This window comes from Rosistilla ulvae (assembly GCF_007741475.1).
GTDB classification, from domain to species: Bacteria; Planctomycetota; Planctomycetia; order Pirellulales; family Pirellulaceae; genus Rosistilla; species Rosistilla ulvae.
Genome location: NZ_CP036261.1, coordinates 6,734,642 through 6,755,018 on the forward strand (window position 1 = coordinate 6,734,642; position 20,377 = coordinate 6,755,018).

The window sequence follows — 20,377 nt, forward strand, 5'->3', positions numbered from 1 at the left end:
AAAAACGATCGTTTAATTGCTATTTTTGTGAAACAAATGCAGAGAAATGAGCTCTAAATATGCGTGGTGCAGCGATCTGCCTATGCCATTGCCCATGGCGACAACACCCGCAATGTGGGGGTAGCCCCAATAGTAGCTACGCGTAGTAGTCCATGCAATAAATTCGCACAAATCGATACGACCGGAATCTACGAAAGCAATCGTCGATTCCATGTCGGTGCGCGCAGTGGCCTAGCGCCGCAGCAAAAGAATCGCTGCAGCGGTCCGCGTTACTAACGAATCTGCGGGATGAATGTCCTCAGAATCCCTAAAATCGGTTCAGATTAACAAGACTTGAACCGATTGTTCGCACATTCTCAACGCTTAGAAGTTGCTCCAGAACTCGTCGAGTCCTTCGGCGGTTGGCTCCAATTCCTTGGCATCGGCAATCTCATCGATCGCTTGATCCAGATCATCGCCCCGGCTGGCTTCGACAGCCCACTGGCCCAACGCGAGCCCGGTGGCGGCTTCGACCGTCAGTTCCTCGGGCTCTTCGGGCTCCGGTTGCATCCACGTCGCCGCTCCGACAACCACACTCGAGACGTCTGGAGTCGGTGCCGGCTGGAACTCGCCGCTGGTACCACTTGTACTGTTCAAGTAGTTGATGATCGTCAACGCATCGGCTGGCGTCACAAATCCATCGCCATTGACATCCAAAAACGGACCATCGGAAATTGAAATCGTTCCGTTGGCGATCAACTGATCGACATCGTTTTCGGTTTGGCGATTGAGATGGTTGATAACGATCAACGCATCGATCGGCGAAACCTCTCCACTATCATTGACGTCTCGGAAGTTGCTGGGGTTTTGTCCAGGATATTCTGAAACCGAAACGACGACGCTGGTCGGATCGGACCTTAAACCAAACACATCGGCGACGGTGTATTCGAACCGCGCGACCCCAACAAAACCGTTCGCTGGAGCAAACCGCACGACCCCGTTGGCTTGCACCAGAACCGTTCCAACCGAGACGGCCGGAGGCGTTGTAATCCGAAGACTGTTTGGATCCAAAGCCCCCGCCACACCTTGATCGTTGGCCAACACATCGATATCGACCGGTCGACCGAGCGAAGTTCGGACCGCATCGTTGACCGTGATCGGCGTTTCACCAACCTCCAACAACAGCGTCAACGGTCCGCTGCGATTGCCTTGTTCATCGGCGATCGTAAACTGGAACGAATCGGAACCTCGATAGTTTTCCCGAGGATTGTAGCTGAGCGTACCGTCGCCATTGTTGGTCAACGTGCCATTCTGCGCCGCGAGTGCCACCGCAAGCGATTCGGCATCGACCCCCGCTCCACTACCAAGCGTCGACTCAGGATCTTCGACAAGATCCATCACATCGATAATCGTAACGCGATTGCTGGCGACACGAATTCCGTCGGTTGCCAAACGCGGCGCGTCGTTGCGACCGGCGACGGTGATCGAGACGCGGCCCGATACCGAACCGGGAAATCCGTTCGAATCCACCACTTGGTAGGTGAACGAATCGACTAACGACTCTCCGTCGGTCAATCGGTCCAACGCGACCGAACCGGTCGGATCGTAGATAAATCCGCCATCCGCCTCATTTTGGCCGTTGAGAACAAACGTCACCGTCGCTCCTAGCGCGGTCGTTCCCGTCAAGACGCCCGGATCTTTTCCGCCAAAGGCGTTGACGAACAACACGTCGCCATCGACGTCGGTATCGTTGATCAAGACGCCCGGGCCGGGAATCTGCAACAACGTGTTCTCATCGGTGGTGTAAGTATCGTTCATGGGAACCGGAATATCGTTCACGGGAACGATCGTGATCGTCATCAACACCGATTGCGAACGGTTGTTGTTGCCGCCGTCCGACGCTCCCGTGTCGACGGCAGTAATCGTGACGACCGCGTCGCCATTTTGATTTGGCGCGGGTGTAAACCGCAACGCTCCCGCCGCGGTGATCGACGGTGCCAAGGCAAACAGTTCGGGGCGATCGGTCGTGACATCAAAGTTGACAGCCTGCCCTTGTTCGTCCAGTGCCGACGCGGGACCTGAAGCGATCGGGGAAGCCCAGTCGGCGTCCAGATAAAATCCGCTTCCCTCGGGGACGATAATCCGGTTGGGATCATCGGGAGCATTCGGGTACCCAAACTCGGGCGGATCGTTGACAGCACCGACCGTGATCGTGAACTCTTGCGAGCTCGATTGCATCGGATTGCTTGGATCGTCGTCGATCGCGGTTACGGTCACGATCGCGATCCCGTTTTGATTCAATTGCAACTTGAAATCAAGATCGCCGTTAGGGGCGATGCTGATATCGGGTCGCTGGGTTGTCACGCCCCCTTCGTCGATCGTCAATTGATCGAACAGACCAGGGTTCGTCGTGGTGATCTGGAATCGAACGTTTTGCGACGCTTCATCCAATGCATCCGCGGGCCCTGGGCGAACCGATTTCACAAACCCTGGCAGCGTCACGTGCCCAGGATCGTTGACATCGTACAGAGTCGTATCTTCGCTGACGGTCACATTCTGATCGATCACGAACTGTGGCGGATCGTTCACCGGCACAACTTCGATCTCCACCGTTGCCGTCGAACGCAGGGGAGTCGCGTTGGCAACCGGATTGCCGTTTGCATCCAAGCTATACGAGACGCCATCGTCCTGGATGGTGTAGGTGAACGTATCGATAACCGAAGCGGAGGAACTGGCAAAGTTCAACGGCGGGGTATAGCGAATCTGTTCAAATCCGTTGGTCGCATCGCTATCGGTATCGATGAACAGAACCGTTCCACCACGACTGGTCGTAATCTCTGCCGAACTCGCGTTGGGGGACAATACGATCAAGTGTTGCGAAAGCGTTTCGTTGGCATCGTCCTTGATCGCGTTGCCGCCAAGATCTTCGCTTGGCCCTGCCGAATCGAGCGTTCCCGGCAATGATTCGCCAACTCCCAAACCAGCGACAATCGCATCGGTCGGGATCAATTCGCTGACATCCAACGTCAACGCAGTGTCTTCGGTGACCCGATCGACCAACCGATGAACGCGGCCCAGCGGTGCATCGTTGACCGGGAAGACCTTCAACTGCAACGGCACATCGACCGTCTTGGGGTCGGATTGAGCGACAAAGCCACCATTTCCATCGTCGACAAAACTGATCCCTTGATCGCTGAGCGTGTAGATCAGATCCAACGGCGATTGAGCCGATGTCACCGCGTCGATCTCGGTGAAGTAGTCGCGTGGCAAGGTAACTCGCACGCTGCCATTTTCCAGCAGCGAGACGGCCGCCCCCGCTGGGGCTCCGGCGGCGAGTCGCACGCCTTGAACAACCAACGTCTGCGGCACGTTGCCAACGTTGTCGGGATCGGTCGATTCATCGGTCCCCGATTGGTTGACCAATTTGTCGGTAAACATTTGGCCCAAGTCGATAATCAGATTGTTATCGTCTTCGATCGCGTTGACCGATGTCGGCGTCGAAGCGTTGGGGTCGAATGGTGCGTCGTTGACCGGACGAACCGTCGCGGTGATTGTGACATCGGTGTGCAGCGATGGCGTGCCGGCGTCGGTGACGGTCAAATGGATCTCGTCGAGACCAAAGAAGTTCGCTGGCGGCGTGTAGGTCAAGCGGTTGCCAACGATCTCGATCGTGCCCCCTTCGGTGGTCGTCAAAACGTTGCCGGTCGCTGAAATCGTGACGCTACCCGTTTCATTGGGACCGTCGGCGATTCCGAAGTACGCAATCGCATCGTCGAAGACAACAGGTTGATCTTCGAGCGATTCGAACTGCGTGGTGCCAATGACCGGCGGATCATTCTGCGGGCTGACGGTCAACGTGATTCGTCCCACCGTCGACTTGGCATCGTCTTGCAAACGGACCCAACTGCCATCGGCCAATTGCAAATAGTCCGCTGGTGGATTGTCGGGATCGGCCGGCGCGGTTGTCGGCAGATACGATTGCGGCATTCCGCTTGGCGTTGCCGAAACCGGCGGTTCGTATCCGTTGGTCGCCGTATCGACATCGCCGATGCGGTAGAAGATCGCGTCGGTGCCGAAGAAGTTCGCTGGTGGCGTGTAGCGGATGACAGGATCCCCTGCGGCATTTGTGCTAAGGACGGCTGTCCCTCCGTTTTCGGTGGCCAATTGAATTCCACCGGGGAACAAACCCTCCGCGTCCGGTGACAGTACCACTTCCTGATACGTAAGTTCAAAGATGTCGCGATCACTGATCCGGTTGGGCGCGGGATCATCGTCGTTCAAGATTGAATCGATCGAGATATCGGACGGCAAGTCTTCCGACACCGTCAAATTCAATCCCGCGTGCGCGGCTTCGTCTGGAACCGGGGCGTCGTTGACTTTCAAGAACTCCAGCGTCACCGTTGCGGGGATCGCCGATGTTTTTGGACGGGACTCCCCATCGGTCATTCCGTCGTCAGTCACATGATAGATGAACTGGGCGATACCGACCGAGTGCTGCTGCGGGTGGATCTCGACCATTGGTTCGGTCGTGCTGGCATCGTCGATGATTTCGACGGTCACAGGCACGGTTGGCGAACCTGGCACCGTTGGCGTAATGCCGGCGACCGACGAAATCCGCAGATTCTCCAAGGCCGCTTCGTTGGCGGGGAATCCACCGTCGTTTGCCAACAAGACCGACAACGGAATGCGAACGACTTGGTCTTCCAGATAGCGGAAGGCTGGCGTTCCGGCGGGATCGTCGACGGCAACCGGTTCATCATTGACCGGGGTAACCGTCAACGTCACGGTGCCAAACTCATTCGATGGCATTTGGCCATCAAACGCGCGATAGGTGAAAGTTCCCGTGCCGAAGAAGTTTGGTGCCGGTTCGAAGACAAACGAACCATCGCTTTCCAATTGAACGATCCCGGCCCCACCATCGATCTCGATCTGTTTCGGGAAACCGGTTCCGTCGGCATCAAAGACCGACAATCCCGGACCATCGTTTTGCAAAATCCCCAGCGATGGACTCGAAACGATCAACCGCGTGTCTTCGGCGGTCGTGTAAGTGTCGACAACACCGCCGGGATTGGCTACCGGTGGCGGCCCAGGCAGGTTCTCGACCAGATAATCTTCGACCTCTCCACCCACGGCGATCCCGGTGCTGTCCACGCCACCGATCTGGCTGACGCGGAATCGGGCGTAGGTTGGTCCCACCTTGAAGGTACCTTCCATCGGTGCCGGTACCGCGATCATTTCGGTGCCGGTCGAAACCGAACGCATCGAGATGATCTGCTCGCCCAGGTCGTCGAAGTCGCCATCGCGGTTGAAGTCGACCCAAGCATCCAAGATGCCAACGCCTTGCACGTCGACTTGGATCAGCGACGAGGTGTAGTCGGGATGGAAGAACGCTTGACGGAAATCGACGCCATCTTCCCCGGCATCACCGTCGGCCAAGCCGCCGACCACGTTTGCATCCATTTCCGATGTCGTCGGCTGGGATCCCAGCGAGACGCTGCCGGGCACGATCACGTGTCGCGCCCCATTGTCGGCCAACAGCGAATCGATCGGCGCGTCGCCAAAATCGAGACTCAAGCCGGGCGTCAAGATCGTGAACTGCGTCTCGCTGTTAGCGCGATTCGGACTCAACACATTGCCAGCGACGTCGCGGATCGCCGCAACGCTGCCAACGATCATGTCGTTGTTGGCATCGACCACGCTCGTCACGCCACTCAAGAACAGAGTGTCGCTGCCGCGAAGCGAAGCCAATCCGGCAAACGGACCATCGTTCGGATCCGATGCGATATCGATGCCATTGATCGCACGGACCAGCTCCAACGCCATCTGGCTGCTGTCAAAGTTCAACGGGCTAAAGGCGACCGGAATCGCTCCCCCCGCAACTCCACTGGCCGTCAGACCACTGGTGTTGAGATCAAACGTCGTCCCCAACGGTTCGTTTAATTCAACGATGCCGCCGATGGTCGCAGTCGGGACAAGATCGAGGCTCGAATTTTCAATGACGCTCGCGATTTCTTGGGCCAATTCATCCGCAGTTCGCAGCACGTTCGAACCGGGGTTCGCCGGATCGGGCTTTCGCAAGCCGATCACTTGAGTACCGGGAGTCGTCGCGGGATCGACATCCAGATCATTGAATTCAAACGTAACCGTCGAACCAGCGATCGTTAACGAGAAATTGGTACCGTCGGCCACCGACGGGATACCCGCGGCATCGACCGGCACCGTCAATTGCAGACCGTGCTCGACACCGGGAGTACCAATCGCACCCACCGCGGAACCGCCCACATCGACCGTCACATCGGACGTGCCGCCCAATTGAACAACGCCCTGTCCGAGATCGCGAGCGGCATCCAACTGGACGCCGGCGGAGCGAACCGCTTGAGCGATCGCAGCCGCGATTTCTTCGTGCGTCGCCGTCGGTTGAATCGCAATCCGGCGATTGCCATTGGTGATCATTGATACCGCAGCGGTATCGAATTCAAAGACCGTCGTGCCACCGGGATGCGTGACCGTAATCAATTCGCCATCTTGAACCCCAGCCGCAACGGTGCCTTCCTGGGTGAGGCCCGACTGTTCGTCGCCCGTGGTGCTGAGATCGAGCGATGGATGGTTGCCGATCTGAATCCTGTCGGTCCCCACGGCAACCGGTTGCAACTGTGTGCTCTCGCCGGCAGGCAAATTGGTAATCACCGCATTGATGGCTGCCAAGATCTTGTCGCGCAACTGTGTCGCGGTGTCGGTCGTTTCGAATTCGATCGGAGTTCGCGAAGCGCTGAAGTTCGAATCGCTGTTGAGTTCAAAGACGCGTTCGACACCATTCTGATCTTGAAGCGTAAACGTCTCGCCATCTTGAACCCCGCTTCCGCCGTTGGTCGGGACGACCAACGTGAATGTTTGGGGCACGACCAAGACGTAGCCGCTGTCATATTCCAACGTGGCCACGACGCCGTTCTCATCGGTCACTTGGACTTGATCGCCATCCTGAACCGCGGATCCAGTCGGCGCGGCGAGGACCATTCGATCGCGATTGTTCAGCGTGATCTCATAGATGCTTTCGGGACGCCAGATACCGGTCAACGGAGTCAGCAGAATCTTGCCGTTGGTGGGCGAGAAGCCAAGCGAATAATCGACGCCTTCGACCAACAGACGGCCATTTTCGGTGATGCTGACGGCCGACAGATCGATCGTCGGATCGGCGGGATCCGGGGCGGGACCAAAATTGGGATCGATCGTCGCCACGTCGGGCCCGGTGCCGTTGATATCGGAGATCAAGATCTCAAAGAAGTTCAACGAGCCTTGGGTCAATTGAACATAGGTGTCGTTGGGATCCTTGTCTTGCCCGCCGCTGTCGTTGTCCTGTGGCGTGAGCAACGAAGCAACTGGACCGGTGAAATCGGAGCGTTCAAATGCGCCGAGGTCTTTGAAGACGTTTTGCCCAGTTCCCGAAGCAGACGTGCTCGGATCATCGTTACGGAATTGGCCTGTGACGTCGCGGTCGGGAGCCAAGATCGGCGAGGCGCCGATCCCCAACGGACCCTTGATCGTCAACAGGTAGCTGCGATCGTTGATCCCTTCGCGCGAACTGTCGATCGCCGGCGAATCGACGGCCGGGTAGAAGTTGCGGTTTTCGGGATCGACAAACACAGGCGTCGTGGCATCGGTGATCAAAACCGACGATGTTCCCAGATCGCCACCGCGATAGGTGCTCGCCGTGCCGGTGCGATAGTACAACGACGTGCTGATTTCGGTTGTCGCATCGCTGGATGCATCGACCGAAACGCCGATGCCGACGTTCGCAACGATATTGTTCGACAGCGTGGGGCCCGCATTGTTCTGGACCTGGATACCGATCCCTGCGGTGTCGCTGTTGCCATAGACCGTGTTATTCACGATCCGCGCAAATGGCACGGCGGCGTCTTCCGTCGCTTCACCCGAGATGCGAATCCCCGCGGTACCACTGGCAACGACGATGTTGTTAAAGACCGAAACGCCGGGAGCCAAACGTTCATCGTTGAACTCTTGAGTCGCTCGTGGCGGACCGGCGTGCGGCAGCGTGCCGGCCAGTGGCGAGTTATCGGCGTCGCGGTCTCCCGGGATGATGTTGATTCCATACAGCAACGAATCGGAGATCACGTTGCCTTGCAACAGGACCTGACCTTGGTCGCGACGGCGATTGCGGTCGCCCCCCTCTGCGCTGTTGAAGATATCGACGCCATGCAGGATGTAATCGTCGGGAATCGGATTCCCATCGGCGTCGAACGCCGTTGGCAACTGGTTGTTCAAGTCGGCGAAATTGGCGTTGCCAAAATTGTCGACCGCGACGACGCCATGCAGCGCTACAATGTGCGAATTGCTGGTCGAACCGAGCACCGTCGCCGCCCCGTCGACCGATCCATCGGACATCGACGCGGTGATATCCAGGACGGATTGCGATTGAGCACCATTGATCGCATCGCGGATGCTGCGTCCCAAACCAGCTTGCGACATCGCACCGCTAGGATCAAACGGCACGCGAACATTGCCCGCACCCGAGAGCCCATATCCGAGCGAGCCGGGCAACAACGTAGAGTCGTCAAATTCGAACGTGACGGTGTCGGTACCATCGGACAACGTAAAGGTTTGCCCGTCGTAGACCTGGTCCGGTGCCGGAGCAATCAACGACACACCGGTCGCCAAGCGATCATTGGTGTTAAACGTTCGATCGACTACCAGATCGCGAATCCCACCATCCGATCCATCGTATCCGTAGTCGGCGCCGATGCGAATCTCGACTTGGTAATATCCAAGATCGGTTTCCGCTTTCACGCCATTTTCCAGATACGGTTCGTATTCCAGATTGGCGGTGAACGCGGTTTGACCGCTCGCCGAATTGATCACCATCTCGCCTCGTTCGCGGAAGCCGACGATGATGTCATCGATGTAGACGCCGCGGTATGCGTTGTCCTGAGCGCGGAAGGAGTTGTCGAGACTGCTGGAAGTGAATTGCCCAAACTGGTCGCCAGGAAGGTCGTACCCATCAAATTCATTGCTGTCTTGCGTCAGCCCCAACGGCCCTGAATCGACCACGCTGTAACCGTAGACCTTGATCAGATAGCCGTTGCGAATCGGATAGGCATCGGTGAAGTCTTCCGTCCCAGCGACATTAAGCGCTGTGGCAAGGCTTGCCTGGACCGCGAGGGCAACTTCATCGGCCGTCATTCCCGAATGGACGACGATCGGCGTATTCCCCAGAGCAACGCCCGGCTGGCTGACAACCATATCCGCAGGAAGGTCGACCGAAAGTCGACTGCTCGTGACATCGACCACGCTCAACCGATTCCCTTGAACAGGATCGAGGAAGGATGGCAGTCCCGCACTGGTCAGTTCGGCCTGCAGACGCGCGGCGATCGCCGCCGGGGTGTCGGTCAAACTAAAGTTAACGGTCCCATCGCCCACCACCTCGGGTCCGCCCTCCTGGAAGGTAAACCGATGTTGGTCGATCTGTATGTAGCCGCCCGTGGGAAGACTGACCGCGCTGGGAATGCGCAATTCCAACCCTTTGTCAAACTCTAAGTTTATACCGCCCTGCAGAGTTACGAGTTGTTCGTCGGCGATCTGCGATCCGGCGACCGCCCGCAACTCTTCACCACCTTGGAACGGATTCCCAACGCCCATCGATCCGGCTGTCGAGAAGTCGAAGCGGATGCGAACGCCCGATTGGCCAGCGAAATCGTCCAGGGAAACACGTGCTTGACGCCAGCTGTCGGGGGCTCCATTGTCTCCCACGTCATAGAGTTCTTGAACGAGATCGGTTCCACCGGCGACTAACTCATCGAACTCGTCGCGGCTGCCACCGTTGTAGGCTTGCGGCTGGCTGGGATTCAAACCGCCGTTTGTGAAGAATCCATCGGGCGAGCCGCCCGCGTCCGTGCGGTCGCTGTTATTGGTCGCCAGCAAACGCCAGACGCCATCCTCGCCCGCGGCGAACACGCGGAACGAATCGAGCATCCAGTCGTCGTGATTGGTGGAGGAACGAGCCCCGGTGAGATCTTCGTTGGCGTTTTCGGTTTCGAGATAGTAGTTGAAGTAGAGCGCGGGACGATCGGCCGAACTGTAAGCCGAAAGATCCAACGGATTGCTCTCCATCGACCCCAACGCACCGCCGGGGAAGTTGTACGTCAGGTAGTCGCCAGAATAATCTCCAACGATTCCTGTGTTTCCAATGTCGTAAATTCCGCCCCATTGGCCCGTTTGAAGATTGCCCGAGGTGCGTGGATTATCAAATCCAAAATACAAGTGGTTGCCGCCGCCCGAACCTTCAACACCTCGATAGACGTTGCCATCGGGGGTTGGGTCGACGCCGACACCATCTTGGCCGCTCGACGGATTGCCATTATCGGGATTGCTGTTGGAAACGTGCCACAGGTTGACGTCGAGGTTCGAGAAGGCGAGACCGGTCACTCCCGATTGTCCCGTTGCCAGCGAAGTTTGTCCGTTGGCAAAGACGGCTTGAGGCCGCCCCATCGTGTCAAACGCATAGATCGTTCCGTCGGCAGCAACACCAAACAACGTCTCGCTCAAGCGACCGCCGTCGAGATTTCGCGGCCCAACGGTTAGTCCCGAAAAGCGAATTGCATCGCCGTTGGCATCGGTCAACGAAGCGATGTAGTCGCCACGATTGCTGGATGAACCAAGTTGAAATGCACTGCCACCAGTGTTGCCGACGACGCGATACAGATCACCCTTCTCGCTAACCGCAAACAATTCGACGCGGTCCCCGCCACCGCCGAAGGCATTGGTTTCAACCGAAGCGAGGCCGGTGATCTCTCCAGGCCCAAACGGTGAACCTCCCACGCCAGATAAGGCTTGCACGTTAGGTGAATCTTGCACGCCAAATGCAGCGCTGGTCCCTGGATGATTGAAGAAACCATCGACCGAGACGAGCTTCGTGCCGTATTGGTCGACGTCAAAATTGATCGACTTCAAGAAATCAGCCAATCGTGTCGCCAGCTCACCCTCGGATTCCCCGACAAGCATTGCCACAGGAAGGTTGCCCGGCTGAACGCCCGCGGTCAACGGATCGCCCGAGACCGTCATGTAGGTAGCCGAAGCGGTGAGCACGCTGATATCCGTCGCACCCGCGAAAGTGGTCGAAGAGCCAACGGCTACGGAATCCAAGTCAAACGGAAAGTTCACACCTTCAAAAGTGCCAAACGCTTCGGCAATCTGTTCGCTTGTCGCAAACGCGTTGATCGACAGCGGAACCGCACCGGCGTTAACAATTCCCGCAGCACCAATCGTCGTCAGGCCACTGGAGAGCACCGAAATCGATTGTTCACCGGTGATGTCGACCTGATCCCCCACGGCAACAGCCGACAATCCGTCGATGTCCAACAGATTCACCGCGGTTTCGATCGCGGTGGCGATCGTCGCTGCCGAATCGGTCGCTTGGAATCCAATTGCGGTCCGGTTGGGATCATTCAACGATCCATTGCTGTCGAACTCAAATTCGATCGGGAATCCCGATGCGGTCGTCACTGTCAACGTATCGCCATCGCTGATGTTCGTGAGCCCGCCCGTCTCCGTCGCTTGCAGAATGACTCCCGTATCGACTTCAATGAAATGGATTCCACCATCGGAATCGGTGATCGAGACGAGGTCGCCGTCGCCCAACGCCCCGAAGTTGAGGTCAAAATCGATCGACAGACCGGCATCGAACTCCAACGTCGCCGTCCCGCCGAACTGCGTGAGCGAGAGCAGCTCCTCGTCGAAACTCACCGAAGACAACACGTCGATCATCGCGCTTTGCGTATTGGCAATCAAATCGATATCCGTATCGATGTATCCCCGCTCGACGACTTCGGTCCCCGACTCATACGTCCCTGGCCCACCATCCACCACGCTGTTCGCGTTGGAGCGGTCACTACTTGGGGAACTGATCCCTGTGCCATTGGACGGATTGTGTCGAAAGATCCAATTTGTGTCGTGCAAAGCATCGACGCTGGAATCGGCGCGCTGCGAGACCGAAATCAATGCCAGATCGTCAGCATTCTGCCCGAGAGAAGTACTGTTTCCGTTGGCCCCGACATAGGTAATCGCTTCGAACGACAGACCGTCACCGTTGCGTGCGGTGGTGCTTTGCGAATTGCTCCGCGCCCGTGCAGCGGCATCCTCCGCGTCGTTGAGTTCATACGTTTCAATTCCGGCATCTCCAACCTTCTCGGAGTCACCACCCTCGGTCGACAATCGCAAGAAGCTGTCGTAGTTGGCATCGTTGATCGCGCCGTTCTCTCCAAACCCGTACAGGTTTCCGTCGGGTCGCATCGCAATGTCGCGCACGCTGTAGACGGTGCCGCCATCGGTCGAATTGGAAACGACCGACTCGCGTCTTCCCGTAAACGGATCGTAGGTCGACAGCGTCGTGCTGGTCGTCACGTACAGCACGACGTCGCTGAGCGTATAGTCGATGCGATTACTGTTGCCGTCAAACGCAACCGTCACCGGTGGTGTCGCGGTGGCTGCTCCCGTGGTCGGAATCACGCCGAAAGCATAATTATCCTGGACTCCATCGTTATTGAAATCATGATCCGACGAGATCCGCTGGACACTGGTGATCGGTTCGACACGGGTCAACGGATTGCTCGGATTCGCCGTCTGGAACTGCTCCAATTGATCGCTGATCCGACTGTTGTTGGTGATGGCGACGTAGTAGTTCCCGGCGCTCAACTCCATCGTTCCCAACCAGGCATCCAACGGACCGCCCGATCCGCGCGACAGGTCGTCTTGATCGACTCCTTCGTTGGGTCCACCTTGGTCGTCCAAGATGTTTGAATCGGTACCAAATGCTAACAAGCGAATTTCGTTGCCGGAGACACCACCGTTGTCAGGCCGTCCAAACAGCCAGATCGTTGTGTTGGGTCGGGCCAAGCCGTCGGCGTAATCGACATCGATCACAACCGGTGTGTGCTGTGCGCCAGCGATCAACGGATCGACCGAATCGGGTGCGATCTGGAATCCAAACCAGTCGACGTCGTCGGTACGTCCGCTCCCCGAAAGATCAAAGATCTGGCCGGCGGCCGACAGGGCTGCGCGATCGGTTGCATTGAGCGATCCCAGGTCGATCGCACCGCCGATCGTATCGTTGCCGTCGCTGGTACCGGTCATCGGTTCGGAGGCTTCGCCCAACAGCGGGCTGTGCAATGGCAGACCGCGAACTTCGATACCGGCCGTTGCGTAACGAATCTCGGCTTGGCGAATCGTCGAACCGCCGTGCTCCTGCAGTTCGCCAATCCTCAATTGCAACTGGTAGGTGCCGCTGGTTAGGCCGTCGCCAACGAGGTCGTTTTCATACGCGATCCCATCGGCTGGATCGTTTTGAATATCGCGTGGCTGGGGATTGGTCGGGGCTTGATTGTTACTGCGAACGCGAACGAAGAAGGTGCTCGGCGCGCCCACCGATCCGGGCAGCGTCAAACGCATCCCAGCATCGTAGAGGTTGGTTGTGTAGTCGTCGCGGAACGAGCCGTCAATTTCGTTGGTCGGGCCAAACGGATCTCGTTGAAGCACGTTGACACGATCGGCTGGCAACAGGCTGGGGTTGGACAACAAGGTCGTCGTCTGGGTCGATTCGGACTGCGAGTTGTCGCTTAGCGCGATGATGTCGCCGTTGATGTTGATGATTTCGATGATCGTATCCAAGGCGTACGAGGTGCGATCGATATCGATCCAAACCTCGGTTCCCGCTTTGGCGTTGAAGCTGTAGACGTCGACGTCCGAGGGTTGGCTGATCACACCATGCACGGTGAAGCCAAGCCGCAAGTTTTCGTCGCTGCTGGTTTCCGCGGTGGCCAGATCTCCCAAAAACTCCGCGGCGCTCGGGTTTGCGTTGTTGCCCGCCGCCTCTTGCGATTGAACTCGGTTGGGCGATTCGAGCTCGTTGATGGTTTCGACGTTTCGGTCGTTGCTGAACTTATCCAACACCAAACCTTGCCAGTCCCCAGCTGTTGGGACGGTCGCGGTGCCGTCGCCATTGGTATCGTTAAGCGCTTGCCCCGACGGATCAAAGCCGGCGCCGACGGTATCGTCGGCCAAGCTGGTAAGGACAACAGGGAAACCGGGGGCTCCCAACACGTGCAGCGAACCGCCGATGCGATCTTCGATATCCAGCGGTCGACCGGTGGCGATGATCTCCGCACCTGCACCAAACTTAACAACCAAGCTCTCCTGCGGAGCGCTTTGCAAACGCAGCCCGCCGTAGCTGAACAGATCCGGAATTTGAATCAACTCCGGCCCGCCTTGGATGTCGGGACGGAAGTTATCGACCACATGCACGATGTCGGTATCATCCCAAACGACTTCGGTGGTCAATGTGCCGCCACGGACCGCTAGACCGTTGATCGTGTTGTCGCCCAAGCGATTGCCATCGATCAAAGGCCCAAAGTTGCTGCGGATATCATCGCGTCGATCTGATTCGCCGGTCTGACGACCGTAGTCCAACACGATTTCGCTGTTGAGCGCATTGACATTGATGCTGATCGCCGCGGTATCGCCAACGGAATTGTTCTGAATCACATTGTCGACGATCACCGGTTGGGCATCGCGAACAAAGATCACCGCCGGTTCATTGAAACCGTGTCCATCGCGTTGGACGCCCGCCTGGCCACCAAGGCCCGAGGCATTGAATTCAAACGTCGTATTGGCGACGCGCACATCGGACTGAATGATTTCCAAGGCGTTGAAACCAGCAAATGTACCGCCGGTTTCCACGACACCACCAGCATGGGCGATGTAAGCGAAGTCGATGCTCGCCGTACCGTTGGGACCGATATGGATACCGCCCCAATCGCCCGCTGCGGGCCCCACCAACGCTTGATTTCCGTTGGTATCAAACGTTCCACCGGCTCCGTAGCGATCGTCGGCGAGCGAGGTGAACAAGACCTGGCGGCCATCGACACCCTCGGCGATCAATTGGGCACCATAACCGGTTTCGATTCGAGAACCATCGACTTTGACGATGATTCCCGCATCGATCGCCAACCGCGCATCGGGGCGCGCTCGCAATCGCGTGGCATCGATTACCGGCAGATCGTCCGGTTGGCCAACACCATCGGCACCAACCGACAATACGGTGCCGTCATCGATAAAGCTGGTCTGATTCATCGGAATCCGACCGACGATGTCAAAGAACCCCGAGCCGGGATTCAGACGGTAGATGACTCGTTCTTGCGTCAATCCACCGGTGTTCGCCCCGGATATTGCCAATTCCGTGATCGGGGAAATGCTGGTCTGGAGTCCGGTCAATTGATCGATCTGGACTTGTTGCCCCGCCGTCGTCGCAACCGTAATCACTTCGGCAAAGACGACGTCGGTATCACCCAACACGGGATCCTCGTTCATCAGCCCCACGCGGTAGACGTGCGTACCCGCGGCGAGCGTCGAAGTGGCGTTGGGCTGTGCGGTGGCGGTCATCGTTAATAGCGTCGCGCCAAGACTTCCCCCGCTGTCGACCAACGTGGTGCCGCTGCGATCCAGTTCGGCGATCAATTCATATTGCCCGCCACCACCGGGTTGGCTGCGGTAGACGCGGCGAGCAACAAAGTCGCCGGTCGCGGCAGGAAGCTTCGACAAGTCGACCTGCTGATTTGCGGCAACGTTGACCATGAAGGTCGGATCGCTGGCCAGCGATTCTCCACCAAACCGATCGACAAAGGTGATCCGGTAGGTATACGCGCCTGCCGCCAGCGTGCTGCCGGTGTTCGTTGAAACGTTCGATACGATACCGGTCGCCGGTGGGCGAACGGATTCCAAAAGAGGACCGCCAGGGGTCCCTTGAATCAACAGGTTTTCACCGATCACGTGGACGATATCGGTGTCATCGAAACGCGCCGGGACCACTAATTTCTGCGTCGCTTGGCCAAACGGCGTGTCGACGCGAACGAACAGGCCGTTGGTCGAATTGTCGGTCACGGTGTTGCCGCGGATATCGGGGCCGACGCGGTCGTAATCGCTGACAAACGCGTCGTTGCGTTGGTAAAGCGGCGAATTGAAATTCGTTTCCAGGAAGCTATCGCCGTCGGCGCTGATCGCCGCGTCGGCACTGTATTTAATTTCGTTATGCAGCAGCGTTGGACGGGCTGCCGAAAGATGGATGGGATTGATCGTGCTCAACTGGCTGTTGACGAACACCTGCCCGCCGCCGTACTGGAAATCGCCATGAGCGACGTAGTTTAGGAAGATTCCTTGTTGTTCCAGATTGGCGCGTCCCTCGGCGTTGTCGACGTCGTTTTTGAACTCGAGTCCGCCCCAACTGCCGCTGCTGGGTGTTGTCTGCAGAGGGTTGGTATCGACACCGATCGATTGATCGTCGTAGCTGGTGAACCGAACCTCGCCGTTACCTTGTCCGGAAACTCCCCCCGGAAGCGGCACCAAGTCACCGTTGTCATCGCGAAGATCATAATACGGCGTGCCGAGAACTTGCAGCGATCCGCCACTGAGGTCGACGCTGCTGCTGCTGCTCCCCGCGGAGATTCGCGCGTCGCTCAACTTAAAGATCGCTCCGGCATCGATCTGAACGTGGACGCCTTGTGGCACTTCCATCGTTGCGCCATCGGAGAGCGGCTGGTTCGACGCGCCCCCACGACCGATCTCATAGGCATAGTTGTCGCCCAGAGTCGTCATGTTGCCATCGAGACCGCCGTTGCCAACGATTCGCACCGTGTCTCCAGGGAGCGCGTCGGCAAACGCAGCTTGGATATTGTTGTACGGATTGTCTTGCGTTCCAATCGGCAATCCGAAGCCGATGCTGGTGGTGTGCGATTTGTCGACAAGCAACGTTCGCGGGTTGGTCGGTGTGCTCCCCTGGATTCCACCTTCGTCCAATACGCTGCGGAACCAGAAATTGAAATCGCCACCGGCGACCCCGTCGCCATCGCCATCGATCGCCGAACCCTGCGTGTCGACAATCTGCGAGCCTGAATCGGGAGTGAAGTTGACCAACAGCTCATAGGCTCCTTCGCTGGTTCCTCCCATCCCGCTGTCGGCGAGCGACAGATCAAAGGCTTCGTTCCCCGCAGCCGAGACCGCCAGATAATATTCGCCCGGTTCGAGGTTCAATTCGATAAACGCATCTTCGCCGTAGTAGTCGTCGTTGCGGGCGACCAATTCCTGCACGCCACCGTTGTTGCGGTAGATCGACAGATAAGAATCCAACAGGCTCGCCGATCCGTCCAATCGCTCGGCAAACGTCTCGGCGGTGAATACACCCGCCTGGTCGACGAGGAACTTGTAGACATCGACGTCGCGGCTTTCGGGACGATACAGATGCTGGCCCAGCACATTGTCGACATCTCCCGGAATCGCAGGTTCGATCGGATTGACGCCGGTGTAATCGATCACGTTGCCGTTGTTGCTGGTCACGACACCCGCCAACAGGTCCTGTTCGCCACCGAGCGTGTAATTGTGAATCACCCCCGACGCGATCGTTCCGGGAGGCGCCTCGCCAGCAGAACCAACTCCTAGAGCCGACATGACCAAGGTCATCGCATGGGCGTAGTAGCTGAGTCGCGAGGCGTTGATCGGATCTGGGACGCTCGGTTCGTTAAACCACGATTCCCCGGCGTCCATCAGGACCACGGTGCGACCAAAGGTGTGCGATTGTTGATCCGCTTGCGGTCTGTTGGCAACGGTGCCGAAGACGCCTCCCGGTCCACTCTCCACTCCGCTGACGACCAGATCGCCGGTGACGATTGTCAGGCTAACGCCATCGATTCCATTGACCCGATGCGATGCGGTCTCGATAAAGTCGATCCCCCAGCTGTCGCCCAACAGTTCAAAGATCTCGCGGACTCGCTCCTTTTGCGACGCAGTGATCGCATTGGACAGATTTTGCCCAAAGCCATTTTGACCGTAGGGGAGGCTGGTGTTGAAGTTGTAGTACAGTTGCGAGATCGCGGGGGCCTCGACGCCGTCGTACAGATCGCCATCGGGAGACAGGAAGTGCGCGAATTGGTCGAAATCGCGGAGCCCCTGTTCATCGAAGCCACCTGGGAATTCCAAGACGTAGGGATCGAGCGCGCGGATCTCTTGCCGGATCACCGTGGCTGTCGATCCGTTCAACGTCCCCAACGACAACGCATCGGCGCCGGAAAAACTGCTGCCGACATCGCTGCTGACGCCCAAACGTGGATTGGTCGATACGATCGTTTGACCGTTGCGGGTGTCGATCGAAATTCCATCGAGAGTCGCTATCGGAGACAATTGCAAAGCCGGTTGAGTATCCAACGCGGCGAGGATCGCATCGCGAACCTGCAGATTGTTCGCTCCCGCCGCGATCACGATCGCTCCTTCGGCCGTTGCGCTGATACTTGTCGCCGAATCGGTAAACTCCAGCGTGACGCTCGAACCATCGGTCAACGAAACGGTCATCTGATCGCGGGGAAGCAACGAGATCAGAGGATCGACAAAGTTGATGTCGTCGGCGGTACCGGTGAACCGCAACACCGCGGGATCAACCTCGACCGGACGAATCGTGTGTTCTTGCGACGCGACGTCGTCGCTACTGCCCACGCGCAATCGGAAGGTCGCGGCACCGCTGGGATTGCCAACCAAGAAATTGTCAGCCAATACCGGGATCTCACCGAGATCTCGGATGGTCGTCGTTCCCGAACCGTCGCTGTATCGGTCGAACGTCAAAACGGCGCGATCCAGGCTCGGATCGTAGCTGATGCTGGTCGGAAGGACGACGACATCGTCGTTTCCAGAGACCGTTTCGTTCGTCAAGATCAACTGATAGAAGTCGGGCTGTACGACGCGTGGCTGGGTGGCCAAGATCGTCGGATCGCTGGAGGTCGTGACCGCTGTGGCCGCCAGATCGTCGTCGTTGAAATAGACGACGATTTGATTTTTCTGTTGAGCCAAAGTCCCCGATGCATCGCGGCCGATCGGCTGTGGAACCACGGCGACCACTTGGGCGCCAAGTTCCAATTCGAAGTAGAGGGTTTCGATGTCGTCGTTGACACCATCGATTTCAAAACCGTTGATATTTGCCGGTTCAAACAACAGACCGCCGACGTTTTGCGCAGTCGAAACGGTCCGCACCCCTTCGATTCCCCGACTGGCGTCGTCGAACCCAAAGACGCGCACGCGATAGCTGTCGTCGGGTAGATTTTCGCTGAACCGCGCCGTCACGACGCGTTGCGTGTCATCCAACCCCAAATAGCCCGGCGTGATCGTGATGTCGTTCCCGTTGCCAAAGATCCCATCGACCGACCGCGTGATCTCGATCCCGCTGGCCAGCGTCGCCGCATCGATCGCATCGTCGCTGGCAAAACGGACGGTCAGTTCGTTCGGAGCAACACTCAACAGATTGCGCGAGGACAACGTGCCCAGATCCAACGCCCCGGTACCACTGGGAAAGTCCTGAGTGCTTGCAAACAAGCTGCCGGCATCGGGGTTGATCCCGATCAATTGCGGCCCAGATTCGGAATCGTCGGTAGTTGGCAGGCCGACCTTGTCGCGCGTGCCGACGTTGTCGATCAAGGTTTGCAGCGAATTGACAACCACGCCCCCGGCTTCGGGGCTGATCGCCGAAATCGCAAACTCGCGGGTTTGAAGGAACTCCTGCGGCTGCGCATCTTGAGCGGTCTGGCCCAATGCACCCATCGCGGGAGAGAATCCACGCAAGGTCTGCGCCCCACCGCTCTGAACGTCGGTCAGCGTCAGCACTTGGCCAATTTCATGCAACACTGAATTCGCAATCGATTGCGATGTGTACCGCAGATCCCCAGAGGAGAGCGCATCGACCGGGGTTATCGTGCCGGCAGCAAACTGACTCTGGATATTGTCGACGAACACCGTGCCGATCGAACTGCCAACCACCGCGGTGTTGGGCCCGCCCGCCCCGTCGCGAACATCGTTCTGCAAGGTCGTGCCGACGGTCAGCGGCAGATTGCCGACCGTGTTGCCGATCAGCAGCGTGTAATACTCGCTGGCACCATTGATCGGGGCCGCTCCCGCATCGCCGATGAAGATGTCGACATCCAACTCTTGTCCAGCAGCCAACGGGCTAGCCGAGTTTTCGCTGGCGTCAGGGATGTTCAAAAGACCACTGCGCACCTGCGCCAAAACCGCGTTGGCGATCTGCGCTTCGTTGCCGGCAGAAAACCCAAAGCCGGTGGCATCAAACGGCGCCACGCTGTTGCCGCTTTTATCGCTCAGTTGCCCCTGACCGGATTCGACAAAGTCGAGAACGAAAGTCAGCGAGTTCGCATCCAACAGCTGACGTGCTTCGAGCACCTCGTGCCGTAACGTTCGTCGCGACAGACGGTTGCGCCGTTTCGCACCCATGTCTTGTCGGCGATTTTTTTTGATCGAAAGCTGGCGTTCGATGCTTTTCTTCATCGATGGTTTCCTTGGGAACTGACCA

The 20,377-nt window shown here is 57.8% G+C and carries 1 protein-coding gene; it reads right to left on the reverse strand.

Features of this window, described 5'->3' with window-relative positions:
* Positions 1-363: 363 nt before the first annotated feature.
* Positions 364-20,352 (reverse strand): DVUA0089 family protein, encoded by a 19,989-nt coding sequence (locus EC9_RS23860; RefSeq protein ID WP_145348532.1) that lies wholly within the window; start codon positions 20,350-20,352, stop codon positions 364-366.
* Positions 20,353-20,377 lie beyond the last annotated feature (25 nt).

What these genes read in the sequence shown, in the direction of transcription:
- EC9_RS23860 (WP_145348532.1), bottom strand. Translation starts at nt 20,352, where the DNA reads ATGAAGAAAAGCATCGAACGCCAGCTTTCGATCAAAAAAAATCGCCGA.